The organism is Haloquadratum walsbyi C23 (assembly GCF_000237865.1).
GTDB classification, from domain to species: domain Archaea; phylum Halobacteriota; class Halobacteria; order Halobacteriales; family Haloferacaceae; genus Haloquadratum; species Haloquadratum walsbyi.
This window is the reverse complement of the sequence record NC_017459.1, coordinates 3,055,705-3,080,454: the sequence shown is the minus strand read 5'-3', so window position 1 is coordinate 3,080,454 and position 24,750 is coordinate 3,055,705. Positions and strand designations below refer to the sequence as shown.

The 24,750-nt window shown below is 46.9% G+C and carries 17 protein-coding genes and 2 pseudogenes; 14 read left to right on the top strand and 5 right to left on the bottom strand.

What is annotated here, in order from left to right; all coding sequences use genetic code 11:
• The first annotated feature begins 61 nt into the window (after nucleotides 1-61).
• Nucleotides 62-772 carry a ribose-5-phosphate isomerase RpiA gene (gene rpiA / locus HQRW_RS13930; RefSeq protein ID WP_014557092.1) on the top strand — a complete coding sequence of 237 codons (711 nt, stop codon included), beginning with the start codon at nucleotides 62-64 and terminating at the stop codon, nucleotides 770-772.
• Between the two features lie 1,389 nt (nucleotides 773-2,161).
• On the opposite strand, the gene HQRW_RS13925 is transcribed toward rpiA, so the two are convergent.
• Nucleotides 2,162-2,329: a DNA-binding protein gene (locus HQRW_RS13925; protein WP_011572847.1), complete on the bottom strand. Its 168-nt coding sequence runs from the start codon at nucleotides 2,327-2,329 to the stop codon at nucleotides 2,162-2,164.
• 510 nt (nucleotides 2,330-2,839) lie between these two features.
• Here HQRW_RS13925 and HQRW_RS17185 point away from each other — a divergent pair.
• The 4 genes from HQRW_RS17185 (at nucleotide 2,840) to HQRW_RS13905 (ending at nucleotide 6,334) form a co-directional block, all read left to right on the top strand.
• Nucleotides 2,840-2,989 (top strand): DUF7563 family protein, encoded by a 150-nt coding sequence (locus HQRW_RS17185; protein ID WP_011572846.1) that lies wholly within the window; start codon nucleotides 2,840-2,842, stop codon nucleotides 2,987-2,989.
• Nucleotides 2,990-3,182: 193 nt separating this feature from the next.
• On the top strand, nucleotides 3,183-4,031 hold the full coding sequence (surE, locus tag HQRW_RS13915) for a 5'/3'-nucleotidase SurE (RefSeq protein WP_049892184.1): 849 nt from the start codon (nucleotides 3,183-3,185) through the stop codon (nucleotides 4,029-4,031).
• Between the two features lie 113 nt (nucleotides 4,032-4,144).
• On the top strand, nucleotides 4,145-4,414 hold the full coding sequence (locus HQRW_RS13910) for a GIY-YIG nuclease family protein (RefSeq protein WP_014557090.1): 270 nt from the start codon (nucleotides 4,145-4,147) through the stop codon (nucleotides 4,412-4,414).
• 546 nt (nucleotides 4,415-4,960) lie between these two features.
• Entirely contained in the window at nucleotides 4,961-6,334 is a 1,374-nt protein-coding gene (locus tag HQRW_RS13905; RefSeq protein WP_014557089.1) for a phosphoglucomutase/phosphomannomutase family protein, read from the top strand.
• On the opposite strand, the gene HQRW_RS13900 is transcribed toward HQRW_RS13905, so the two are convergent.
• The gene (locus HQRW_RS13900) at nucleotides 6,327-6,842 is read right to left on the bottom strand and encodes a GNAT family N-acetyltransferase (protein ID WP_231852366.1); all 516 of its coding nucleotides are present in this window, start codon (nucleotides 6,840-6,842) and stop codon (nucleotides 6,327-6,329) included. The two genes, HQRW_RS13905 and HQRW_RS13900, sit on opposite strands and share 8 nt — an antisense overlap.
• A gap of 537 nt (nucleotides 6,843-7,379) precedes the next feature.
• On the opposite strand from HQRW_RS13900, the gene HQRW_RS17095 reads away from it, so the two are divergent.
• The 5 genes from HQRW_RS17095 to HQRW_RS13875 all read left to right on the top strand — a co-directional run bounded on the left by HQRW_RS17095 (nucleotide 7,380) and on the right by HQRW_RS13875 (nucleotide 14,827).
• Nucleotides 7,380-9,329 carry a replication factor C small subunit gene (locus tag HQRW_RS17095; RefSeq protein WP_014557087.1) on the top strand — a complete coding sequence of 650 codons (1,950 nt, stop codon included), beginning with the start codon at nucleotides 7,380-7,382 and terminating at the stop codon, nucleotides 9,327-9,329.
• 277 nt (nucleotides 9,330-9,606) lie between these two features.
• Nucleotides 9,607-12,378 carry an alanine--tRNA ligase gene (alaS, locus tag HQRW_RS13890; protein ID WP_014557086.1) on the top strand — a complete coding sequence of 924 codons (2,772 nt, stop codon included), beginning with the start codon at nucleotides 9,607-9,609 and terminating at the stop codon, nucleotides 12,376-12,378.
• Nucleotides 12,379-12,662: 284 nt separating this feature from the next.
• Nucleotides 12,663-13,454 (top strand): alpha/beta fold hydrolase, encoded by a 792-nt coding sequence (locus tag HQRW_RS13885; RefSeq protein WP_014557085.1) that lies wholly within the window; start codon nucleotides 12,663-12,665, stop codon nucleotides 13,452-13,454.
• A 165-nt stretch (nucleotides 13,455-13,619) separates the two neighbouring features.
• Nucleotides 13,620-14,357, top strand: a complete 738-nt coding sequence (locus tag HQRW_RS13880) for a type 1 glutamine amidotransferase (RefSeq protein ID WP_014557084.1) — start codon at nucleotides 13,620-13,622, stop codon at nucleotides 14,355-14,357.
• Nucleotides 14,358-14,506: 149 nt separating this feature from the next.
• A complete protein-coding gene (locus HQRW_RS13875) occupies nucleotides 14,507-14,827 on the top strand; it encodes a 4Fe-4S dicluster domain-containing protein (RefSeq protein WP_011572836.1) in 321 nt (106 codons plus the stop codon).
• Between the two features lie 133 nt (nucleotides 14,828-14,960).
• On the opposite strand, the gene HQRW_RS13870 is transcribed toward HQRW_RS13875, so the two are convergent.
• From HQRW_RS13870 to HQRW_RS13860, 3 genes are read right to left on the bottom strand one after another with little or no spacing between them, the layout of a single operon-like run.
• Nucleotides 14,961-15,674 (bottom strand): energy-coupling factor transporter transmembrane component T family protein, encoded by a 714-nt coding sequence (locus HQRW_RS13870; protein ID WP_014557083.1) that lies wholly within the window; start codon nucleotides 15,672-15,674, stop codon nucleotides 14,961-14,963.
• Nucleotides 15,675-15,731: 57 nt separating this feature from the next.
• Nucleotides 15,732-16,448 carry an energy-coupling factor ABC transporter ATP-binding protein gene (locus HQRW_RS13865; RefSeq protein WP_014557082.1) on the bottom strand — a complete coding sequence of 239 codons (717 nt, stop codon included), beginning with the start codon at nucleotides 16,446-16,448 and terminating at the stop codon, nucleotides 15,732-15,734.
• A 24-nt stretch (nucleotides 16,449-16,472) separates the two neighbouring features.
• The gene (locus HQRW_RS13860) at nucleotides 16,473-17,054 is read right to left on the bottom strand and encodes a biotin transporter BioY (protein WP_014557081.1); all 582 of its coding nucleotides are present in this window, start codon (nucleotides 17,052-17,054) and stop codon (nucleotides 16,473-16,475) included.
• Nucleotides 17,055-17,190: 136 nt separating this feature from the next.
• On the opposite strand from HQRW_RS13860, the gene HQRW_RS13855 reads away from it, so the two are divergent.
• The 4 genes and pseudogenes from HQRW_RS13855 (at nucleotide 17,191) to HQRW_RS17080 (ending at nucleotide 24,594) form a co-directional block, all read left to right on the top strand.
• On the top strand, nucleotides 17,191-17,844 hold the full coding sequence (locus HQRW_RS13855; protein WP_014557080.1) for a hypothetical protein: 654 nt from the start codon (nucleotides 17,191-17,193) through the stop codon (nucleotides 17,842-17,844).
• Nucleotides 17,845-17,943: 99 nt separating this feature from the next.
• Nucleotides 17,944-22,011, top strand: a pseudogene (locus tag HQRW_RS17090) (LAGLIDADG family homing endonuclease); the annotation flags it as partial.
• Nucleotides 21,988-22,290, top strand: a pseudogene (locus HQRW_RS17085) (hypothetical protein); the annotation flags it as partial. The pseudogenes HQRW_RS17090 and HQRW_RS17085, both read left to right, overlap by 24 nt.
• Before the next feature lie 3 nt (nucleotides 22,291-22,293).
• Nucleotides 22,294-24,594 carry a hypothetical protein gene (locus HQRW_RS17080; RefSeq protein ID WP_394324579.1) on the top strand — a complete coding sequence of 767 codons (2,301 nt, stop codon included), beginning with the start codon at nucleotides 22,294-22,296 and terminating at the stop codon, nucleotides 24,592-24,594.
• Nucleotides 24,595-24,750: the final 156 nt, after the last annotated feature.

Here is a 24,750-nt window from a genome sequence, read left to right as displayed (position 1 = left end):
GCTGAGAAATTAATACCTGATACGTTTATGTCTATATTAATCCAACTGAGTCAATATAAAGATGAAAACAACAGGTGGCTCAGCAGAACAAAAACGACGGGCTGGTGAAAAAGCGGTTGAATATGTTAGTGACGGTGATATTGTCGGCCTTGGGACTGGAAGCACCGCTGCCGCAGCAATCGATGCTCTTGGAGATGCAGTGGCAGCAGGGTATGATATTCATGGCGTACCGACATCCTTTGCAACACGTGATCGCGCAATTGAGGCAGGAATCCCACTCACTCGAATTGAGGTCGTCGATCATATTGATGTTGCAATCGATGGTTCTGATGAGATTAACAATAATTTAACACTAATCAAAGGTGGAGGCGCCGCACATGCCCGCGAGAAGGTCATTGATGCAACCGCAGATCAGTTTATTGTTGTTGCTGATGAGTCAAAATTGGTTGAAACGCTTTCAGAGCCCGTTCCAGTATCTACTCTCCCGATGGCTCAAAAACCAGTTAAACGCCGGCTTGACTCACTCGGGGCAACAACTACACTTCGATCGGCAACAATGAAGGACGGACCAGTAATCACAGACAATGGAAATATTGTCTTTGATTGTGCATTTGGGCATATTGAAAATGCCGAAGCACTTGCAAAATCACTCGCTGAAATTCCGGGTACCGTGGCACATGGATTATTTGTTAATCTTGCAGATATTGCCTGCATTGGGACTGAAAACGGGACTAATGTATATCATGGAGATCAAGACCAAGGTCAGAACTAGAATCGACTGGAGGATAGAAAGTAAAAACTGATGCAGAGTAATCTAATTATTGACATCCTCCTCCGCGTATAGTAGCTTACAGAAGAAGTGGGTGCTTAAGTAGATATGCATCGGTCAGAGTAGTTCTCTTGCATCGAATTAGTGAATTAGTTCACCCAGGAGTTTGTTGAATCACTAAACGCGGAGGAATCCTGAGCGTGAGCGTGAGCGTGAATGGTGGAGATTTCAGGTTTGCAGTTCCACCGAACCCCGGCACGGTGAGAATCCATGTGGGGTTCACTGACTGTGGCGAGTCGAGTGGGACTGCTGGGACTACTGGGAGTGCCATATCTCAGCCCCCGGTACTGCTATCCTCCATCGTGTTCGGACTCCCAAAGTTGTTTCTGCCTTGGGGAGTTCGGCAGATTTCGGTGGACTCGGAGTTACTTTCTGCGGTGTTTTCAAGCAGTCGGGCACTGCAACTGCATCTGCATCGGTTCAGTATATAATGACTTAGAAAAGGTTTGAAACTTAGCTCTAGAGGGGCTATTACATCTTGAGAAAGCTATATAGTTAGTTTACGATATTTTAAGCGATCCTTAGTGACAGTATCATCTTATTGAGCCATATTATTTCGTTACTTACAGACTATAAAATAAATTAATACAGACTTCAACACGGTGGATTTGAGGAAACGCATATAAACCCCTGTTCACCGATTCCATCGGGTCGGTGAACAGGCAGAAACGGACCTCTACTCCCCGAATTCTGAGCCAGTTTTCAGATCGCGTCGAGGTCATTATTACATGAACCGACCGTTCACCTGACTGGTTCCGATTACTGTCTGATTGCTTGGGGCGGACAGGCGGTCATCGTCGAAGTGACCAGAATCGCCTTACCCTGTTCCCGATCTGATTCCTATCTATAGATAGGCTTGCCTGTCACTTTAATCTCAGCGTGGCTATTGCAGAGTAGACTTCCTCCGGGGTGTCGAATTCATCCTGCGGCTGAACCCCTGTCTCTTACCCATAAGTTCGTGGAGTCGTAACCGGACGTTTCAGACGCTCTCAGAGGTATTTTGAACTCAAAAAATCGAGGCGAGAAGCGATTCAGATAGTGATACCGGCTGTAGGGGTTACAGAACGCCGGTAATCAACTCCACTACAATTGTTCCAAAGAGGTGCTGAAACTATAGGTACCGAGGATTTCAGTCGTGCTCGCCGATCCCGTTCCGCTAAAATCCTGACTCGAGTTGTGGGTAAGAGATAGGGCTGAACCCGCAGGTATTCTCCTTGGTTCTGTATAATTACTGAAAAATACGATTATTGCAGTTTACTGTGAGGCATGTCCCGGGCACAGCCCAATTCATGCTGATTCACAGCGCTCCGATGCCCTCAACTTGTAAATGAGTTATAAGTCGCGCGGTTGGACAGTTTTTCGATCATTCTCCTCAGCACGACGGGCTGCGTCCTCCAGTAGTTCAGTCACTTCACCATCAAGTGCATCATAAAAGTCAGAAGCGACATTTTTGTCTTCAAGCGCTTCTTTGACGGCCGCTTTAACGATTAGGTCTGCCATACGCTACTGCCTACACCGGCCCTATATAAAATATTTTCCAAAATGCCCCGCTCTCCGGTCATGACCGTCGTATACGGTTGTTTGATTCAAATTGTTTATATACTATCCACATTTCATCTCGATAACTATCTTAGAGTTTACTTCAGATAGACTACATATATATTTTACTCACGATAATTATAAATTTCTGATATAATAAGTTCCTGTTTCAATGACCCCCTGTAGTGGATTAGTAGTTTTCACAGGTGTAGTGACATATGACGCATCGATTCGCTTGCACACCAGTTGTAACTTTGATGAATGACACTCAATTCCTCACCTGATACTCAGGCTGGCGATTCTGATATCAAATAAATAAACTAATATTTTATCCATAGAAATATGAATTACTCTCATAGTATAGGGAATATAATGGACAAATCTGGCACTCCCGCGCACGCGCGCGAAGCGATTTATATGAGTCGTTCATATATTATATACCGGCGATAGTAATCTGCCGGACGTACACATATGCCAAGTTGTGACCATTGCGGGTCGCACGTTTCCGATCGCTTCGCGCGTGTATTTGCTGATGAGAGTGGGCAACTGTTTGCTTGCCCTAACTGTTCAGCGAATGCTGGAATCGCAGAAGCAGCTCGGCAGCGGACCCGTTCTGCATGATCATCGAAAAGGTATTTAAAACGCATAGTATCGATAGACATCTAATATAATAATGAATTCAGGGGTCATCTTATCTATGTGATTTTCTCTAATCATTCTATTCACTTTTAATATTATAGCTTTAATACATAGGTCAGAATACGCGTGTCTTTGACCGGAAACAATAGGTGTGCTTCGGGCGCGTTTGTATATGATGAAGGATGAGTATTCAATCCTACTCACAAATGATGACGGTATTGACGCGCCAGGACTTGCAACGCTTCGAACTGAGTTGACAGCACTCGGTAATGTGACGGTTGTTGCTCCGGAAAGTAACCAAAGTGGTGTTGGACGAACGCGAAATCCCACTGCTATTGTTCGTGACCATCCATGGGGATGTGCATTAACCGGAACGCCTGCGGACTGTGTTGCATATGGACTTCGTGGTCTTGATACTGACATTGACATCGTTGTTGCTGGCGTAAATAACGGTCCAAATGCCGGTAATTACGTTGTTGGACGGTCTGGGACAGTTGGTGCAGGAATCGAAGCAGCATTCCTCGGAACGCCCGCGCTTGCTATCTCAGCGTACCATTCGACAGATTTCTTTATTTCACCACCAGAAGAATATGATTTCGCTCGTCCAGCACGGATTGCACGTCGATTGGTTGATCGAGCGCTTAGTGCAGGCGTATATGACGATGTTGACCTATTAAATGTCAACGCACCAGTTGATACAGCAAACCCACCTGTCATGTTGACTGATCCGTATCACGATTATGAACAGGAGGTCGAACAGGCATCCGCAGATGATGTTTCTGATGATGTTACTCTTGAGTCAAATGAACATCTTGTCCAACTCCGCGACAGAACGTGGCCGGGGGCTGTTGGATGGGAGAGCCCGTTCCCACCAACAGATGAGCATCGCCGGCGATATCCGGTCGGAACCGACAGACGGGCTTTAGTTGATGCGGCAGTGAGTGTATCTCCATTATCTGTTACACACGGGTCCCCAGATAGTGCCGCTCTTGCAACTGTTGTTGAAACGGTTGATGTTACATAATATATGATATGTACCGATAAAAAATATCAAACTCACATCGACACTGACACTTAACCGATATCCCGTATCCACAACAACTATTCGAGTTATCATACCAGTACAGACATCTACTCATGAATGATTACCATTATGTATATATCGTCGAATGTAGTGATGAATCTCTGTATACAGGTTATACAACGGATGTTGAACGCCGAGTTAGAGAGCATAACGCCGGCGAGGGAGCGAAATATACCAGGGGTCGAACACCAGTTCAACTCGTTCATTTCGAGTATTTTGACACCCGATCAGCCGCTCTTTCGCGTGAGCACAAAATTAAGTCATACACACGTGAGAAAAAACAACAATTGGCTGAGGAGGGCACAGATATCAATCAGCCATAATAATATTTTATTGACAGTCTGAGTAGGATGAATGACTCGCAGTCACAACTCATCTGTGATCGTGTGGGCGAAAGTACGTCATCACGTCGAAACTTACTTGCGACCGATGCATCACCGAAAGGTCGACAAGAGTTAATTTTCTTTCTCGAACAGAACGTAGCCGAAATAGGGAAGCCTCGGAGCTTGTCCCGAGGTACTTCACAACCGAGGCAGTCTCCCCGCTCACTAATCGGGCAATACCAGGATTCTCTGATTTCAAGCTGAAGGAATCTTTTAGATTAGAATTAGGCTGCGGGCAGTAAGAAGTATCTCTGAATCTCATAACAAAACAGGGGCGATGGCTGATTGGCACAGCCCTCTCGGGGGGACTAAAAACTGCAACGCAACTATCCCAACTCAACGGTGTGATGCTGTAGGAATCTTCCGCCCACAGAGAGGTATCAAAAAATCACGGGAAATAAATATACTGAGTGTTGTAGCTGTCTAGCTATTTCTATATAACCCAGACTGCCGCACCTTTTTGATGTTAGTACTTGAGAAATACATATGGAGCACATATCATTTGGGACCGACGGGTGGCGTGCCACACTTGACACATTTACCGATGATCGCGTTCGCATCGTTGGACAGGCTGTTGCAAACTATCTCCATGCTGAGGGGTTCACCGCTCCAGTTGTTGTTGGATATGATGCCCGCGAAACATCTGAGGGATTCGCCGAATCTCTCGCTGAAGTGCTTGCAGGTAATGGATTTGATGTTATCCTTCCGGAGCGAGACCGCCCCACACCGCTTGTTGCGACGGCCGTTGTTGAGCGTGAACTTGCTGGTGCATTAATGATCACTGCATCACATAATTCTGCTGAGTACAATGGTGTGAAATTCATCCCATCTGATGGTGCCCCCGCACTTCCATCGGTAACAGATGCAGTCGCGAACCGACTCACCGAACCTAAGTTAGCTCCTGTGAGCGAATGGGGGACAGTTGAGCGAGTTGACCTCCAAACACCGCATGCTGAAGCAGCACACAGTCTTGTTGATACAGATCTCACAGGATTGACTATCGTGTATGATGCAATGCATGGGTCTGGTCGCGGTGTGACAGATGCACTTCTTCGCGAGGCAGGTGCAGAAGTTCATACTGTCCGTGTCGAACGTGACCCAACTTTTGGCGGGAGCCCACCAGAACCAAGCGGCGAACATCTTGAGCCACTCGTTGATGCAGTTAAAGAGCATAATGCGGATATTGGTATTGCAAACGATGGCGATGCAGATCGTGTTGGATTTGTCACCCCAGATCGAGGGCATCTTGATGAGAATCTGTTTTATGCAGCGCTATATGAATATCTGCTCAAATCTGAGTCTGGACCGGCGGTGAGGACAGTCTCAACCACCTTCCTGATCGACCGCATTGCTGAGGCACATGGGCAGTCGGTCGTTGAGACGGAAGTCGGGTTCAAATGGGTTGCTAACGCAATGAAGGAACATGATGCACTCGTTGGTGGTGAGGAGTCTGGTGGATTTTCAATCCGAGGGCATGTGCGCGAAAAGGATGGTGTGTTGATGGGACTGCTTGGTGCTGCTGTGACGGCTGCTGAGCCGATTGATGATCGTGTGAACCGACTTCTTGAGACGCATGGTGATATCGTTGCGAGTAAAAGCAGTGTTGACTGTCCTGATTCGGAAAAAGCGCGTGTTATTAACAATCTGAAAGATGACCTTCCCGAGACCGTTGCAGGTCGTGATATTGCTGATGTGGTCTCTTTAGATGGATTTAAATTACTTTTAGATGATGGCTCTTGGATCCTTGTCCGTCCATCTGGGACTGAACCAAAAATGCGCGTATATGCCGAATCATCGAGTCAAGAGCACGTTGATACACTTCTCCAGGCTGGTCGTGAGTTGGTTGAGCCACTCATCTGAGCGTCCCACGGTAATATATCGGTGTATTCGATACCGTTGAGTCAGTTATGTGTGTCGACAACGATGCTGACACATCTGTCATGGCTTCGGTATCATCCGACGCACCGTTGATGTCCGTTTCACTCATATCTGCGGAGACCGGTGCAATATCGAATCCAAGCTTTGCATAGAACGGACGTACTGATCGATGAAATTGGACAACGAGCGGACCTGGTGCTTCTGTTGCAGCAATCATGACAAGACGTGACCCAATTCCATTCGCCTGTCGAGAGTGAGTAACAGCAATGTGTGTGAGTTCCGTCGGACATCGTTGTGCTGGTAAGGGGCACGACACATTGTTCGATAACAGATAATCATAGTTGTCAACAGGGACGATTAGACATGCACCAATAATCCGATTTTGACCACTATCATGAGCAACCAGTATGGACCCAGGGGATGAACTCCTGAGGTGGCTATGAACTGTCTCTGCTGTAATCTGAAGCACCGCCTCATCGAACAACCGCATTAACATATCTATATTGCTCTTATGCTGTACTCCCGAGTGAATCTGAACTGAATTATCCATATATGCTTCTATAAGATTATAACACATGAATCCGACACTACCCTACACCAAAGTAGACCACAAACCCTAATATCCCAACCCAGCGGTGCGGTGTCGTTGGATTCCCGCGTTGACTAGACCGAAGGTCTCGTTCGCATACCAGAAATCTCTGATTTCTGAGGGCGTCTCCAGGCGGGAGAGAATATCAAATTATTAATCACTATCATACAGATTTGGAGCGAAGCGGTTTGATTTCGGCAAAAATGGAGTAGTCTGAATATATGGGTTGGAATTGAGCACTGAACGATCACTTGATGAAGTCGGTACGGTGGAGTTATTTATAGATGCGAGCAGACGGCTTTATCCATCATAGGAGTGGAACACCGTGAACTACCCCCGAGGAACAGGTAGCTTCGACCGCAGTCGGTCACGACCCACTCAAGAGTGGTTGATAGATAACGCGGACTGTTTATCTTTCCAGGTCTCACTATCAGATATATGAGTGAGGCCGACGCATCCGATGCTGCCCCAACCGGACGAGAGATTTGGATTGAGAAGTACCGGCCAGCGACGCTTGAAAACATCTATGGGCAGGAAGATACTGTTGATCGTCTTCAGTCATATATCGATCGCGATGATCTTCCACATCTCCTTTTTGCCGGTCCGGCAGGCGTTGGTAAGTGTGTCACCGGGTCAACACCAATACTCACGAATAAGGGTATTAGACAGATCGGAGAGATTGTGGGCGATGTTGATGGATTTGCACCGGCACCACAGAATCTTAAAGTATGTTCACTGACTGCTGATGGTTCGTTTCAATATCGACACCCATCGCACGTATTTGGAAAGCGTGCCAGTGGACTACAGCGAATCAAAACAAACGATGGTGCAACGCTAACGGTCACGCCAGAGCATAAATTGCTTATTCGTACCGGTGAGAACACCAATCCGACGTGGGTCCCAGCCGCTGATATCACAGCGGGTATGCATGTTCTTCGGGCAAAAAATCTCCCAGTCCCGGCTGAAACAACAGGGTCTTGTGCTGCTTCCAGGAACGCATCAGAAGTACCACATATCGAGGACGAATACCGTTACCATGATACTCTGACGGCTGATGTCAATACTCGAATTGCCACTCTTGAGAGATTGATTGAAGATTATGCTGCATCACGGTCAGATGGGAGCCTGAAGTTCACTCTCATCGGCGCGCATACACCTACTGTATCGACTGTGTCGTATCTTCTTGCGACAGTCGGAATCGCAAGTCGTCATACATCTACTCTGATCGATTCTGAAAAACGCGTTCATGCTATCATTATCGACGCATCTGACACCGTACGACTTGAGGAGATGATTGAGACCGACTGGGATACAGTCATGGCAGATCAAACAACGACTGTGACTTCGAGTCCAACAGCATCAACGACAAAAACAACTCAGTCGCATCTCTCAAATGGTGAGACACAAACATGTGGGTGGATACCATATGCTGATGGAGGGGTGACACATCCCTCAACACAGCACTCACCGCTGCACGCTGATGTCGTCACAGTCAGTGAGTCACTTGACGCTGAGAAACGAGTTTATGATCTCACCGTTCCTGGTGTTCGGAACTATGTTGGAGGATGCATTCCAACGGTGATGCATAATACAACTGCTGCGACAGCCATTGCACACGCTGTTTACGGTGATGATTGGCAGAACAACCTTCTTGAACTGAATGCATCTGACGAGCGAGGAATCGACGTTGTACGCGATCGAATCAAAAACTTCGCACGGTCATCGTTTGGTGGCTATGATCATCGGATTATTTTTCTTGATGAGGCAGACTCACTCACCGATGATGCACAATCAGCACTCCGTCGAACAATGGAACAGTTTGCTGATAATACCAGATTTATTCTTTCATGTAATTATTCTTCAAAGATTATTGATCCAATCCAATCACGATGTGCCGTCTTTCGATTCTCGCCGCTCTCAGAGACAGCTATCCGCGGGCAAACCAAGGATATCGCAGCAGCCGAGAATATTGAACTGACCGAAGATGGACTGGATGCACTCGTGTATGCTGCTGGCGGTGATATGCGACGAGCAATCAATTCCTTACAAGCCGCAGCAACAACAGGTGAGGTCGTCGATGAGGAAACAGTGTATACAATAACTTCGACCGCTCGCCCAGAAGATATTGAGACAATGGTCACCGCTGCGATTGACGGTGATTTCACAACGGCTCGTTCACAACTTCAGACCCTTCTGGTCGATACTGGCATGGCTGGTGGCGATATTATTGACCAACTTCACCGAACGGCGTGGAATCTTGATCTTGATGAGGAAACAACCGTTCGATTGCTTGAACGCGTTGGCGAGGCAGATTATCGAATTACTGTTGGTGCAAACGAACAAGTTCAACTTGAAGCACTTTTAGCCTCACTCGCTGATACTCAGTGAGTAGGATCTGGTCTTTGCACACATGGACCTGGATGTTCGATGGTCGAATTTGTGTCGAATATCTATCATTACGACTATTGCCGAATCAGTCATCTTTCATGTGATCATACTGTAATTAAGATTGCCGATCTAGATACTACGTACTCTAAGCAATTTGTCCCATCGAGAGGGTTCCATCGTTCACAGAGAGTAGATATATCGCGTGTGGAGCGGTGTATATTAATTTTCATTCTCCGTATCCGAACTGTTTTATCTAATCGTGGGGCATTCATCGATAATGAGTGAACTCGAATCGGAGTATCGTCTCGAGTATTTCGAGACTGAAGGGTTCCATCGGAAGCAGTGTCCGGTGACGGATGTGTATTTTTGGACCCGTGATCCCGACCGCGAGACTTGTGGTGAACCGCCAGCAGATGATTACTCGTTTATCGATAATCCTGGATTTGACGACCAATACTCCCTGTCGGGAATGCGTGAAGAATTCCTCTCATTTTTTGAATCACGCGATCATGACCGTATTGAGCCGTATCCTGTCGCTGCAAATCGATGGCGAGATGATGTCTTACTCACACAGGCATCTATTTATGATTTTCAACCGCTCGTCACGAGTGGACAAACCCCACCGCCAGCAAATCCACTCTGTATCAGTCAACCATGTATTCGAATGCAAGATATCGATAATGTCGGAAAGACTGGGCGCCATACGATGGCCTTCGAGATGATGGCGCATCACGCTTTCAATACTCGTGAGGATGCGAGCGATGAGTACGCATACACAGGTGAAGTATACTGGAAGGACGAGACAGTTCGCCTCTGTGATGCCTTTTTCGACCATATGGGCGCGGATTTGACTGAAATCACGTATATCGAAGATCCATGGGTCGGCGGTGGGAACGCTGGTCCCGCTTTTGAAGTATTATATCGCGGTGCTGAACTTGCGACGCTTGTCTTCATGTCGATGGAACAAGATGAATCGGGCGAATATGAAATGAAAGATGGAAATCGGTATTCCCCAATGGACACCTACGTTGTTGATACTGGATATGGACTTGAACGATGGGCATGGGTCTCACAAGGAACGCCCACCGTCTACGAGGCAGTGTATCCTGACACGATTGAATTTCTGAAAAATGACGCTGATGTGACACATACAACAGATGAAAAAGAACTCATCCAGCAGGCAGCAATGTTATCTGGATATCTTGATATTGATGAAATTGACAATCTTGCATCTGCCCGAGCAGATGTCGCTGATGAACTTGATGTTGACCCCTCCGTCCTCACTGACTTACTTGAACCGCTTGAATCTATTTATGCAATTGCTGATCATTGCCGAACGCTTGCATACATGTTTGGCGATGAAATTGTCCCATCAAACGTTGGAACGGGGTACCTTACACGGATGGTGCTTCGACGAACTCAGCGATTGATCGATGATATCGGCATTGACGCTCCACTTGATGAACTCGTTGATATGCAGGCTAAGCGACTTGGATATGAAAACCGCGATACAATACGTGATATTGTTCGCACTGAAGATCGAAAATATCGTGAGACACTCAGCCGAGGACGTCGGCGAGTCGAAACGCTCGCAGATGAGTATGCGGACCGTAATGAATCAATTCCAGTTGATGAACTCACTGAATTGTATGACTCACATGGGATTCAGCCAGATATGGTCACAGAAATTGCGAGCGATCGTGGGGCAACTGTCGAGATTCCTGATGATTTCTACTCACTTGTTGCTGACCGCCACACCGATGATGATACAACAGAGACGATAGAAAAACGTCGTGATCGGCTTGCAGACCTGCCAGAAACCGACCGATTATATTATGATGACCAGACAGGAACAGAATTCGAAGCGGTTGTTCTTGACATCTTTGAGCAAGATACTGGATATGATATTGTCCTTGATCAGACCATGTTTTATCCAGAAGGGGGTGGTCAGCCGGCAGACCATGGAACACTCACAACTGAGGAAGAAACAATTGAAATAACAGATGTCAAAGCACAAGATGGGGTTATTCTTCATCAAGCAACTGAAAATCCTGGAAAAGGCGACTTTATTCGCGGTCAACTTGATGTTGAACGACGACGGCGCCTCATGCAACATCACACAGCAACACACATTATTGGGCATGCAGCTCGGAAAGTGCTGGGCGACCATGTCCGACAAGCCGGTGCCCAAAAGGGTACCGACAGCGCACGATTTGACCTGACGCACTATGAGCGGATTAGCCGTATCGAAGCCAAAACAATTGAATCAGTCGCTAATGACATAATTCGTCAGAATATCTCGGTTAGACAAGACTGGCCAGATCGCCATGAGGCTGAAAATGAACATGGATTTGATCTATATCAGGGTGGTATTCCTCCAGGACAGAACATCCGAACGATTACAATTGGTGACGATATCCAAGCCTGTGGAGGGACACATGTCACACGGACCGGTGATATTGGTACGATTAAAATCCTCACAACAGAGCCGGTTCAAGATGGGGTCGAGCGAATCGTGTTTGCCGCTGGAGACGCCGCGATTGATGCTGTGCAGACGACCGAGGATGCACTTTATGATGCCGCAGATGTTCTTGATGTAACTCCAGAGGATGTCCCTGAAACAGCAGATCGATTTTTCACCGAGTGGAAAGAGCGTGGTAAAACAATTGATAAACTTAAATCGGAACTTGCTGAGGCCCGTGCCCAGGGTGTCACAGCAGATGCTGTCAGTATCGACGGTATCGATGCGGTCATCAAAACTGTCAATGGTGATGCGGATGAACTCCGAAAGACAGCCAACGCTATTGTTGATGAAGATGCTGTTGCTGTTCTTGGGTCAGACGTTGATGGAAGCGCACAGTTTGTTGTTGGTGTTCCAGAGGATGTCGGGATTAATGCGGGTGATGTTGTCGGACAATTAGCTCGTAAGGTTGGCGGTGGCGGTGGAGGACCGCCAGATTTCGCACAAGGTGGTGGACCGGATGCAGCGTCACTTGAGGTCGCCTTAGATGATGCTACATCAGTATTACGTAGCATGAATGAAACATGACTCGAAACTGCTAGAGTGAAAATACAAAAGACGTCCTCATTTTATTTCGCCGCAGGCAATCATAACAACATGATGTATGCTAAATAGCCGTTAATGCTATAACACCTACATACAATTTTAATTGCGTCATGAATCCATCCTATTCATGATCACAAAAACAGAACACGCTGAATACAATCATTATGATTTCACCAGTTTTTAACCGATTATCTCGTTCGATCCCGACTATGGCAGGCGATATTCCAAACAGATAGACACTCCTAGGGCTAATACGGAACTAATACATGCCATATGCCTCAAATGACGATGTTCAGTTGTATTATGAAATGGATGGCGATGCTGAGCAAGCAGTTGTTTTTCTCGGCGATCTTGGATATGGTGCTTGGCAATGGGGATGGCAATATCCTGCCGTGGCTGGACAGTATACAACAGTTGTTATGGATCTTCGCGGAACCGGAAAGTCGGATTCACCGGCAGGACCATACACTATCTCAACATTTGTTGATGACTTGATATCAGTTCTGAGTGATACAGAGATCACTTCAACACATCTTGTTGGTGCAGGACTTGGTGGGATGGTTGGACTGGCAGCTACTCGTATGCATGCACGGGTCACATCGCTCACGACGATTGGAACGGCGCCTGCTGCAACAGCGCGCAAACGCAATGTGGATTCTAATCTTGAGATGTTATGGGCTTCACCATCGGACCGAGAGGCACTCGCTGAATCAGTTGAAACCGCAGTCTCATCGTCATTTTATGATAGACACCCGGATGTCGTCGACCGAATTGTTGAATGGCGTGTTGATGAAGACGCATCGCGACCAGCATGGGAGTCTCAACTCGCTGCTATCCGTGAGTTTGATGTTGCTGATTTATTATATGAAATAACGGTCCCAACGCTTGTTGTTCACGGCATGTCTGATGCCGTCTGGTCACCCACAGCGGGAGAGCAACTTGCATCGGAACTGCCGCGGGGTGAGTGGGCTCCAGTCGAAAATGCCGGTCATCTCGTCCATATTGAGGCATCTAAGATTGTCAATGACATCCTGATTGGGTTCTTGAATGAGCATTAGCATTGAACACTCAGCATAAGTATCTGAGCGCTGGAATTGTGCAACTTTTAGCTGATTCTAGGCGGTAAGCCCCCTCAAGAAACAACGCAGGCTGGAGATCGAATAGGGTGGGGTTGTATAACCATTACACAAGAGACTTTTAGACGCATATATTGCATATTATCGATGGCTATGGGGATCGACCGCCCTCGACTTGCGTTGCTGAACGCATCACACAATGATGAGCACACGCGACGCAACTTCCGACGTGAACTTGATGCGACACTTGTCGAATATGATGTCACGGCGAATGAACGTCCTGCAGACTTTGATTTTGACGGGATTGTTATCACTGGTTCACGGTCGTCAGTTTATTGGGACCGCGATTGGATTCAACCATTGATCGACTACACCGCTGCCGTTGATGACCGCAATATCCCAATTCTTGGTGTTTGCTATGGACATCAAGTCCTTGCTGCGGCGCTTGGTGGACATGTTGAATCAATGGATGAATATGAACTTGGATATCGCGAGGTCACACAAACACAATCAGATACATTGTTTGAGGATATTCCAGAGACATTCACTGTTTTCACGAGTCACTCAGACAGAGTCACCGAATTACCCCCGGAGACAATCAAACTCGCTGAAAATGATTATGGCATTCATGCCTTTCGTCGTGGGCACGCATGGGGCGTTCAGTTTCACCCAGAGTACGATCGCAAGACAGCACGATCAATTACAACAAACAAAGACCTCCCAACAGCTCAGATTGACGCCGTTCTTGATGAGATCACTACTGAAAATTACACAGCAGCCTGCAAAGTAAAACAACTATTTGAAAACTTCACCGCGTACGTTAGGACAGTACAGTCCGGTTGTCGCTCTGAGACAAATACAGAAACCGAAGCATATTACCAGTGAGATTCAAGAGATGAATATGTCTTCGAATCATAACATAATTGTCTCACTTACCACCCACCGGGAGTGACAGACGTAAGATTGATAATGAGTATTGCGAACAGACGTGTCATATCGACGGTGTTTTGCACATCAATACTATATTTATATTAATGGGTATCGATCCGAACTTCGACCGGAATCGAGAAGTTGTTGATGAGGAAAACGGAGTTGAGGTATGGGGTCCAACTGAACCACCAGAACAACTTGGGATTCACGGAACGCACGTCGCAGTTGATTATGATATCTGTATTGCAGACGGTGCATGTTTAGATAGTTGCCCGGTTGATGTCTTTACCTGGGTTGAGACACCAGGACACCCACAATCAGATCGAAAAGTCGAGCCATCGCATGAAGCACAATGTATCGACTGTATGTTATGCGTCGATATCTGTCCGGTTGATGCAATCGATGTTGATGGATCACGAACCTGATTGAATACATCCCATTTAGATATTATCAGAGTGAGAGCACAATTTCTCTCGAAATGGCGACAGTACATCAGTTGTCACGGATACATAATCTAGCTCAGAGAATCACTTCACACTCGCAATCACTCAGCGGAGGTCATATTATCAGCAGAAACATAGCGGTTATTATTATAAAAATGAGTGCGACTCCATCAGCACGACCGAATACCAGCCGTGGAAGCGTTGGATTCCATGCGAGACATCGCGCTTGAAGTGCAAGTGTCAACCGATCTGCGCGCTCAAATGTCCGTCGCAATCCAGCAGTTCCAATAATCCGAACGCGCTCACGTCGAGTTTGATTCTGTATCAGACGCGCTTTGGCTGCCGATCGAACACGGTGAATGTCAGCACGAATAACTGGGAGAGTCCGAAAGACGACTGAAACGCCTAAAGCGAGTAGTCGACCGACGCGACCAGGAACAAACCACTGGATAGCCGCTTGCGACTGTCTAATTGGTGTTGTATGTAAATAAACAGCAGCAATGATAAAAATGATAATTACCCGATAACTCGCGAGTGATGCACCAATTGCTGCAGCCGGTACAATTTCTGGAGGCCATGACGATATATCGATTGCAGTCACAACCGGTGCGGCGATTAAAAATGGTAGCGCCGGTCGAGCAGCGCTGATAGCACGTCGGAATGAGAGATTACTCATGATAACACAGCTGATCGCAAAGCCTGAAAGCACAATCAGCCCCCGTGGCGTCGTATGAGCGAACGCCAAAGCAGCAACAGTAGCCTGAATAAACAGCTTTGTTCGGGGATCAAGTTGATGGATAATCGTGGTACCTGGATCATACTGAATCATGAGCGTTCACCTATTCATAAAAATTATATTAGATACATGTGCAGTCTCGATATATATCTATGATAATATAGAAGGGGAAACAATATCGACACTATGTGTTGAAAGCCATTGGCAAGCTGAAGTCGGTGAGCCTTCATATGCAATTTGTCCTTCTTGAATCACTATGATACGGTCTACGTCGTTGATGACGGCTTCAAGATCATGTGTAACCGTGATCAGACCCGTTCCATTAGCTGCAAGTGTGCGGAGGCGATCCTGAATCGATGCGCGAGCAGAGAGATCAAGTCCTGCAAATGGTTCATCAAGCACAATGTGATCGGGTCTCATTGCAAGAACACCTGCAATCGCAACGCGGGCACGTTCACCGCCTGAGAGTTCTGATGTCCGAGCATGGCGACATTCTGACAGACCAACAGTAGCGAGTGCGTCATTGACGCGTGTTTCAATATCTGCATGAGACAGACCAAGATTTTCTGGACCGAAAGCAACATCAGCTTCAACGGTTGCAGCGACAAACTGATCGCGTGGTGTTTGAAACACCATTCCAACTGCGGTTCGAGCAGCAAGGAGATTGGTTGAAACGGGTGTTCCATTTATCATAACCGAGCCTGAATCAGGAGTGCACAGTCCATTGAAATGTCTAACCAGCGTTGTCTTTCCTGACCCATTTGCACCGATAATCACAACCCATTCACCATCATCAATCGTAAGCGAAATTCTATCGATGACAGTTGTTTCATCATATGAGTGTTGGAGTGCGATTGTTTCAATCATTGTTGAGTATAGTTAGAATCTTGATTATGCAGCAACCGCTACATCACTTCGAACAATTCCAATTGCTGCTGCGATTTTGAGTATCTCGAATGGAATGAATGCAATTGCGCTGAGGAAAAATGCCTCAATGAGTCCAACATTCTGGACAAGTGCAAATCCAATGGTTCCAAGAGAATATATTAAGATTGTTCCACACGTTAGTGCGAGCGCCAACCGAACTGTCCCGACAGAATCAGGATTATGAAGTGTTTCACGTCCATGCACAATCATCCCAATAACCGTGGCTGCGACTGGGTATGACCAAAGATATCCGGCCGTATACCCGAATAACGGACCAATTCCAGCACTTCCACCAGCAAATACTGGTGCACCAACAGCACCGGATAGGAGATATAATCCCATTGAAACACTACCCCAGAACGGACCTAAGAATGCTCCAGCAAGGAATACACCAAGAACCTGCAAGCTGACAGGTACGGGTGAGAGTGGATTTGGAATCGATACATACGCGAATGCACCAGTAAGCGTCGCAAACAACGCTGCCCTAACGATGTTACCGATAATCTCCTCTCCGACGAGTTCAACAGATTCTGCCTCTGTCGACATATACTATTCTGTTTCGTAAACTTGTATGAAACATTCGGTTTACACAACGCAAGGGGAATGCCCTAGGGACTACCCCCGAAGCGATTCACGGTGGTGGCAGCAACGTTTTTTACGCTCGACACTTTGACCGGAGCTAATGGATGAAAAGACAGCCGATCTCCGGGATATCTTCATTGAGACAACCGGCACAGAAACAGTGACCGACGAGCAGCAAAACGACCGTGGGTCGCTCATCGACAGTGATGACACAACCGTTGATGACCGTCTGCACGCGATTATTACACAGATTCGTAATCGATTCGATGATGAACTCTCGCTATCTACTGAAACAGCAGCTCTCATTGCACGCGGGTTTTTTAATCCTCAGTTTAATTCGGAGGCTGGCAATGATAACCAATGGTCACGCATAGCTGATGCACAACTTGCTGCGTCGATTGATGATCCAGATATCGATTCCGAGACCGTGTTTGCCGTACGAATGTCATTACATCTTATTACTGATGCAGATCGTAAAGCCCCATTTGATCTTGACCGATTACGCTCATTACGTGCTGAAGGAATGACCGCTACAGCATGCGCAGATACACTTGAAACCACCACAGAAACAGTTAATCGACTTGTGCGCGTGATTGAAGCGGAAGCCGAGTCAAGACAGGTAAGTCATCGATTTCGTGCTTCTCTCGCTAATCTTCTCAGTGACAGTGCCCTTTCGGAGCGATTAGCAACCGATGCGCGACGCGATGGACTTGAGCCAGCGATTGATGATATGGAAACTGACGTTTCATTGTGAGAAGCATTCGGTCAAATTCGCTAGATATGGTATCGTATTATCCATTTTATTTGACGGTGGCGAAGATTCTTACTCAATGAGATACTTATTACGAAAGCGATGGCACAGGCCCCACAGGATCCACAGGACCTGACCGATCGATTCATTCAGTTTTACCGAAAGTACTACCGTGATGATATTGGGACTCTCGCACAGCAGTTTCCACACGAGAAGCGCTCGCTATATATTGATTATCACGATTTGTATGCATTTGATATTGAACTTGCAGAGGATTATCGCCGGGAACCAGACCAGCTCCGAGAATATGCTGAGGAAGCACTTCGCCTCTATGACCTTCCGGCGGATGTCAAACTTGGACGCGCACACGTCCGGATGCGAAGTCTTCCAGACACAGTCGACATTCGGAATATTCGAGTTCATGATGATCATATCGGACACCTGATTGCAGTACAAGGTATCGTCCGGAAAGCAACAGATGTCCGTCCAAAAATCACCGAAGCGGCATTTGAGTGCCAACGTTGTGGAACGATGACATACATTCCACAATCTGATAGTGGGTTTCAAGAGCCTCACGAGTGTCAAGGCTGTGAGCGACAGGGGCCATTTGATGTTGATTTCGACCAATCAGAGTTCATTGACGCACAGAAAGTTCGCGTTCAGGAAAGCCCAGAGGGGCTCCGTGGCGGAGAGACGCCACAAAGCATTGATGTCGATCTTGAGGATGATGCAACTGGTGCAGTCACTGCAGGCGATCATGTAACGACGACCGGTGTTCTTCATATTGAGCAGCAGACAAGTGGAAATGAGAAGACTCCGATTTTTGATATTTATATGGACGGTCGATCAGTCGAAATCGAGGATGAAGAGTTCGACGATATGGATATTACTGATGAAGATGTCGCTGAGATTGTCGAACTCTCGAATGATCCGGACATTTATGAGAAGATGGTCGAATCTGTTGCTCCATCTATCTATGGATATGACGAAGAGAAATTAGCGATGATTCTTCAGTTATTCTCCGGTGTGACGAAGCACCTTCCTGATGGGTCTCGTATTCGAGGGGACCTACACATGCTCCTGATTGGGGACCCAGGAACTGGAAAATGTGTTTCTGGGGAAACGGATATTGCTCTTGTGGAAGGAAAAACAGCCACAATCGGTGAACTGGTCGAGTCAGCGTTGACGGATCCAAAGCCAGTTGATGATGGTGTCTGGGACACTGCTGACTTCACGGTCACCTCAGCGATTGAAACTGGCGAACTCACTGAGCGAGATGTGACGCGAGTATGGAAACGCCAATCACCAGAGACGATGCGCCAAATCCAGACAGCGAGTGGACGGTCAGTGACAGTTACACCATCGCATCCAGTATTTGTTGAACATAATGGGTCGTATACTGCACGACGCGCTGATTCACTGTCTGCTGGTGAGTCAGTCGCAATTGCTGACGATGTCGCCGATTCACGCCCCATCAGCGTGGATAACACAGCTAATACTCTCAATCCACGCTCAATGTCAACACCTGGAGTAACTACAGATGGCGGTCTCCATCGAACTGGATCCGATGGAGGAATAGTTCATGCTGAAGTTGACGAGGAAGATGTTACGGATTGTCTCACGACCGACCGGATAACCGCGGTAAAGACCGTGACACCGACCGCAGAATGGGTATATGATCTTGAAGTCGAAGGCACACACGCCTATCTTACGAATGGAGTGCTCTCACACAATTCGGCGATGCTTCAGTATATCCGAAATATCGCTCCTCGGTCGGTATATACATCAGGAAAAGGCAGCAGCTCAGCTGGACTCTGTGTCACCGGAGAGACACGAATCCACACGACAGATGGATTTGTACCCCTCAAACAACTGGCAACGCAGCATCACCCAAAAACAGTTACCACAGAAACAGCTGCTGCGTATGAACGTGAACTCTACACAGTCGACCCAACAACACAATCTGCAGAAGTAACACAGAGTAAAAGTTCACATGTGTGGCGAATGCCTGAAAAACACTGTCGCCGCATCCGGACTGCATCCGGAAAGCAACTGGAAGCATCGGTCAATACACCCGTGCTTACCGTTGATGATGCAGAAATCAAATGGAAACCAATCAGTGCAATTGAATCCAATGATAGTATTGTTATTCCACAATATAACAATGTCGAGCGATCGAGTGTTTCAATCACGGATATCTTCGAATTCACACAGGAGCAACTCAAACTGACAGAAAAGTCAATCACAATACTCCGAAGCAAAATTGTTTCACAGTATCAAAATATCGCTGCCGCGGCGGATGCTCTCAATATTGATGTGAATTCAGTTGAGGCACTCATTACAGGGCAACCTGTTGTGTCTGATGTAATTGATCGTGTTTGTGATGCCATTAGTGTCTCATCTGAAGATATCACTATCCACCATGTCATAGGTCCAACTGGAACTGCCATTGAGTTACCAGAGGTGCTCAACGATGACCTCTTGTATTTGTTAGGCGCCGCCTTTGCTTGCGGTAATATCATGACGGGCGAAACCTGTGAGGAACGGTGGATTCAATTTCATGCCCCTGAGGAGTCAATCAGATCTCATATCATAGATGCTGCAGTGGCAACATTTGGCTCTGAGTCTATTCAGACCGACACTGAGCAGGCGAATACTGTTCAAGTGATTAGTGCGACTGTGACACGGCTATTTGAGACACTTGGGCTTGAGCAGATAACGGATGCAGCCCCTCGTGAGATTCATCCGCGACTGACTGCTGTTAGCGGAGTTGATGCATTCATTCGTGGACTATTTGATACCGGTGGAAGGATTGATAATAAAAATACGCCTCAGATTGCCATTGGTACGGCGAGTGAACCACTTGCCGAACAAATACAGTTGCTGCTTGAGACATACGGTATTGGCTCATGTCGAGATACAGGTGATCAATCACATACTGGCACCTCGACGACACAGGGACAGTATCTCACGCTCACTGGATCCGATGCACAAGCGTATCGAACGACCATCGGAACGAGAACCGAGTCCGGATCATCATGGGATCGACAGGTGTCCTCATCTCATGTCGGCTCAGAACCGTCTGTTCGGTCAACCACAACCGACACACAAAAAAGAACAGATATGCACGAACATGAGATTATATCTGCAGGCGATGTGTCGACTGTATCCTCCGTTGAGAGTGACGGTGGAACACCGCAGATGCCCAGGTCAAATATCGAACCTCAATCGATTGGGTATGACTATGAGTCATCTCGTGTAAACGAAATTCAGACCGAAACAGTCGTTGAAGCAGTTAATACCGGAAAGAAGGAGGTATTTGATCTTACAGTTCCGAACACGCAGAACTTTATTGGCGGTGGTATTGTGACACACAATACTGCGGCTGCTGTTCGTGATGACTTTGGCGATGGTCAACAATGGACCCTTGAAGCTGGAGCACTTGTCCTTGCAGATAAAGGAATTGCAGCTGTTGATGAGCTTGATAAAATGCGGTGTGTTACCGGTGAAACACTCGTTAGCCTTGCTGATGGACGTCATGTTCCGATTGCATCACTAGCCACGGACGCATCTAAGACAGGAACCATCGAATCAAAACCGGATGGGGTTGGACGGACAATCCGCGGCATTGATAATCTTACTGTATGGACAATGACGGAGAATAAACAGCTTACTGGAAGACCGGTCACGGCGATTCACCAGTATGATTCTCCTGACACTCTGTGGCAAATTACACTTAGTGATGGGAGTGAAGTGACAACAACCGCAGATCACCCGTTTATTATTATCAACCGCGATGGTGTACATGAGTGTCCAGCTAAACACCTCAGTGAAAATGATGAAGTGTATACTCCTGCAGATGGATTCACTGCTTCAACTTTTGATGTCACCCCAGACTCCGAGACATCTTCCGATTCTCTCCCTGATGGCGGCATAACGCAGACGCGGACAAACCAGTACTCATCTCATAGGTGTGATGTTGACCTCTCTGACGATGTGTTACTTGATGTCACGACTAAGACGATTGAATCCATTGAAACAGTTCATCCTTCTGACGGAACTGACGTGTATGATCTCACCGTCTCTGGAACGCACAACTTTGTCGCTAATGGGATGATCGTTCACAACTCTGAGGATCGATCAGCGATGCATGAGGCACTTGAACAGCAATCATATCACCCACGCTCGGAGGTATTGTTAGCAGATGGACAGCGCATCGACATTGGCACATTCGTTGATTCCCGAATTGAAAAGAACAATGCAAATGTTATTGACGGTATCAACTGTGAGATTCTCCCCGTTGATGATGTAGATGTCTACACCGTCGACACTGATACTGGCTCCGCCAGCACAGTCTCAATTGATCGGGTAAGCAGACACCCAGCGCCCTCAGAATTCATCAGAGTCAAATTCTCTAATGGCCGATCAGTGCTTGTAACCCCAGAGCATCCAATGTTTATCGATGATGGATCCGAGACAAAAACTGTCCAGGCAAATGCGTTATCTGGTGGTGAATTCGTCCCGGCACCACATCACCTTCCAGGTGTAAACACAGATACCTCGACTGTCTCTGATGATATAAATGATGTTTCAACAATAAGAACACACGTAAGATCGAGAGCGAGAGCGAAAGCAGAAGTCGAAGTGCAAGCAACTGACGGTGAATTCAAACTCATCGACGCTGCACAGACGCTCGGTATCATGACTGCTGTTGGAAAAGTATCTGTCGATGCTCCTGAGCGTGGTATTATTGTCGACATGGACCGCACGGTTGATTCGTCTAAAGATGCTATCAACAACGTTCTTGGATCCGTCATACCGTCGAATGACAATGATTCAATAACACGAGCACAGGATACTGGATCGACTGGAAATCAATGGCGGTGGTCTGTAAATACATTTGTCGAACGGATGATCGAGATTGCGCCAGCGGTTACGGCTGACCGTCCGAATCGTCGTGTTCCTGACGCAGTTCTTGGAGGTTCTGAGGCTGTGGTGCAACAGTTCCTTACGGGTGTCATAATCGCTGCTGGACGTATCTTAGATGAGACAATCAGAATTTACGCTTCCTCAAATGAACTTGCATGTGATTACGCGGACGCATTCTTAAGACTCGGAATAACCGCGTCAGTCGAGGATGGTCCAGCAGAAATAGCAGCACAGACCGTCATCAAACGTGATTCCGATTATGAACGGGCTTGCGGTATGTTTGATATATCTAGCTCACGCACAACACCATCTGATACATCCTCTCAGAATAATCAATCAAGCGTCACTGCGCAGAATGAAGATACTCATCAAACAACAAGCCATGAGATACTGCCAAGTGGCATTGCAGATGAACTTCAGTCGATTAGACAGTTGTTGAATATCCCAGCAAGTGAACAGTTAGCATCGATTACTGCAGGAGATGACGGAATTGCGCTATCTATTGCACGCGCTGAAATCAATTTACTCCGAGATCATATTGAGACACTCCGAATGGATACTGACAACGTATCTATAGGGAGAGACGATTGTGCTACGCCGACAATATCGTCTTCATCAAAATACAAGTATGCAAAAAATGGTATTACATCAGATGAAAATCTGCAGCTGTTTGGACAATCTCAAGCGCAATTCAGTGAGAGAACGAAAACCACTGCATCCTCACCGATATCGGCATCCACAGATTTAGTCTCAATCCCAGCTAATATCTCTGAAAACCGACTTGTCGCAGCGACACAACGGCTTGATGAGGTTGAAACACGATGTAATCGGCGATATCACCGTGTGATAGCTGTAGATACGGTCTCAAATGCGGGTCCCCATGCCTGTGAATGGGTCTATGACATCACGGTCGAACCGACTAACACATTCATCAGCAGTGGAGTTATACTACATAACTCAATTTCTGTCTCGAAGGCTGGAATTAATGCAACGCTGAAATCACGCTGCTCACTACTTGGTGCTGCGAATCCAAAATATGGTCGTTTTGATCAATATGAACCAATCGGTGAACAAATCGATCTTGAACCGGCGCTGATTTCACGATTTGATTTAATTTTTACTGTAACGGATGAACCCGACCCAGATGCGGATGCAAAACTTGCAGACCACATCATCAACACCAATTATGCGGGAGAGCTTCATACACAGAAGGCAAACATCCCGAATTCAGAATTCACAGACGGTGAAGTTGAGAGTGCAACTGCTGAGGTCACGCCAACAATTGATGCCGAATTGCTTCGGAAATATGTCGCATACGCCAGGCGTAACTGCTATCCGACAATGACTGATGATGCGCAAGACGTTATTCGTAAATTCTATGTTGACTTCCGCGCCAAAGGTGCTGATGACGATGCACCAGTTCCCGTGACTGCTCGAAAACTCGAAGCACTTGTTAGGCTTTCAGAGGCATCCGCACGATTGCGGCTTTCCGATACAGTTGAACAGGAAGATGCAAAACGTGTGACCTCAATCGTTGAATCCTGTCTTCGGGATATCGGCATGGATCCCGAAACCGGCGAATTCGATGCGGATATCGTTGAGACAGGGACGTCAAAGAACCAACGTGACCGAATTAAGAATCTCAAGCATCTTATTGAAAATATCGAGGCTGATTATGACGATGGAGCTCCCGTTGATGAGGTTATTGAGCAAGCGATAAGCGAGCTTGGACTGAGCGAATCGAAAGCTGAAGGAGAGATTGAGAATCTCCGCGCGAAGGGTGAGGTGTATGAACCGCGGACAGGCTCGCTTCGAACAACGTGAGCACGACGTTACAGAGCGATTTCAGAATATCAGATTAGTATATCTGAGCGCGATATCATTCTGAAATAAAATACCTATCCAGCGTACACATATGTGAACTACCACGGGCGCGGTGGTCCATGGCTTGCCGTGGTCTCTGGCGAGACTCGCGTAGAA

What these genes read in the sequence shown, in the direction of transcription:
- HQRW_RS13870 (WP_014557083.1), bottom strand. Translation starts at nt 15,674, where the DNA reads ATGATTCAGTATGATCCAGGTACCACGATTATCCATCAACTTGATCCC.
- HQRW_RS13860 (WP_014557081.1), bottom strand. Translation starts at nt 17,054, where the DNA reads ATGTCGACAGAGGCAGAATCTGTTGAACTCGTCGGAGAGGAGATTATC.
- HQRW_RS13855 (WP_014557080.1), top strand. Translation starts at nt 17,191, where the DNA reads ATGGATGAAAAGACAGCCGATCTCCGGGATATCTTCATTGAGACAACC.
- HQRW_RS13925 (WP_011572847.1), bottom strand. Translation starts at nt 2,329, where the DNA reads ATGGCAGACCTAATCGTTAAAGCGGCCGTCAAAGAAGCGCTTGAAGAC.
- HQRW_RS13900 (WP_231852366.1), bottom strand. Translation starts at nt 6,842, where the DNA reads ATGCGGTTGTTCGATGAGGCGGTGCTTCAGATTACAGCAGAGACAGTT.
- HQRW_RS13905 (WP_014557089.1), top strand. Translation starts at nt 4,961, where the DNA reads ATGGAGCACATATCATTTGGGACCGACGGGTGGCGTGCCACACTTGAC.
- HQRW_RS13875 (WP_011572836.1), top strand. Translation starts at nt 14,507, where the DNA reads ATGGGTATCGATCCGAACTTCGACCGGAATCGAGAAGTTGTTGATGAG.
- alaS (WP_014557086.1), top strand. Translation starts at nt 9,607, where the DNA reads ATGAGTGAACTCGAATCGGAGTATCGTCTCGAGTATTTCGAGACTGAA.
- surE (WP_049892184.1), top strand. Translation starts at nt 3,183, where the DNA reads ATGAAGGATGAGTATTCAATCCTACTCACAAATGATGACGGTATTGAC.
- HQRW_RS17080 (WP_394324579.1), top strand. Translation starts at nt 22,294, where the DNA reads ATGTTTATCGATGATGGATCCGAGACAAAAACTGTCCAGGCAAATGCG.
- HQRW_RS17185 (WP_011572846.1), top strand. Translation starts at nt 2,840, where the DNA reads ATGCCAAGTTGTGACCATTGCGGGTCGCACGTTTCCGATCGCTTCGCG.
- HQRW_RS13865 (WP_014557082.1), bottom strand. Translation starts at nt 16,448, where the DNA reads ATGATTGAAACAATCGCACTCCAACACTCATATGATGAAACAACTGTC.
- HQRW_RS13910 (WP_014557090.1), top strand. Translation starts at nt 4,145, where the DNA reads ATGAATGATTACCATTATGTATATATCGTCGAATGTAGTGATGAATCT.
- HQRW_RS17095 (WP_014557087.1), top strand. Translation starts at nt 7,380, where the DNA reads ATGAGTGAGGCCGACGCATCCGATGCTGCCCCAACCGGACGAGAGATT.
- HQRW_RS13880 (WP_014557084.1), top strand. Translation starts at nt 13,620, where the DNA reads ATGGCTATGGGGATCGACCGCCCTCGACTTGCGTTGCTGAACGCATCA.
- rpiA (WP_014557092.1), top strand. Translation starts at nt 62, where the DNA reads ATGAAAACAACAGGTGGCTCAGCAGAACAAAAACGACGGGCTGGTGAA.
- HQRW_RS13885 (WP_014557085.1), top strand. Translation starts at nt 12,663, where the DNA reads ATGCCATATGCCTCAAATGACGATGTTCAGTTGTATTATGAAATGGAT.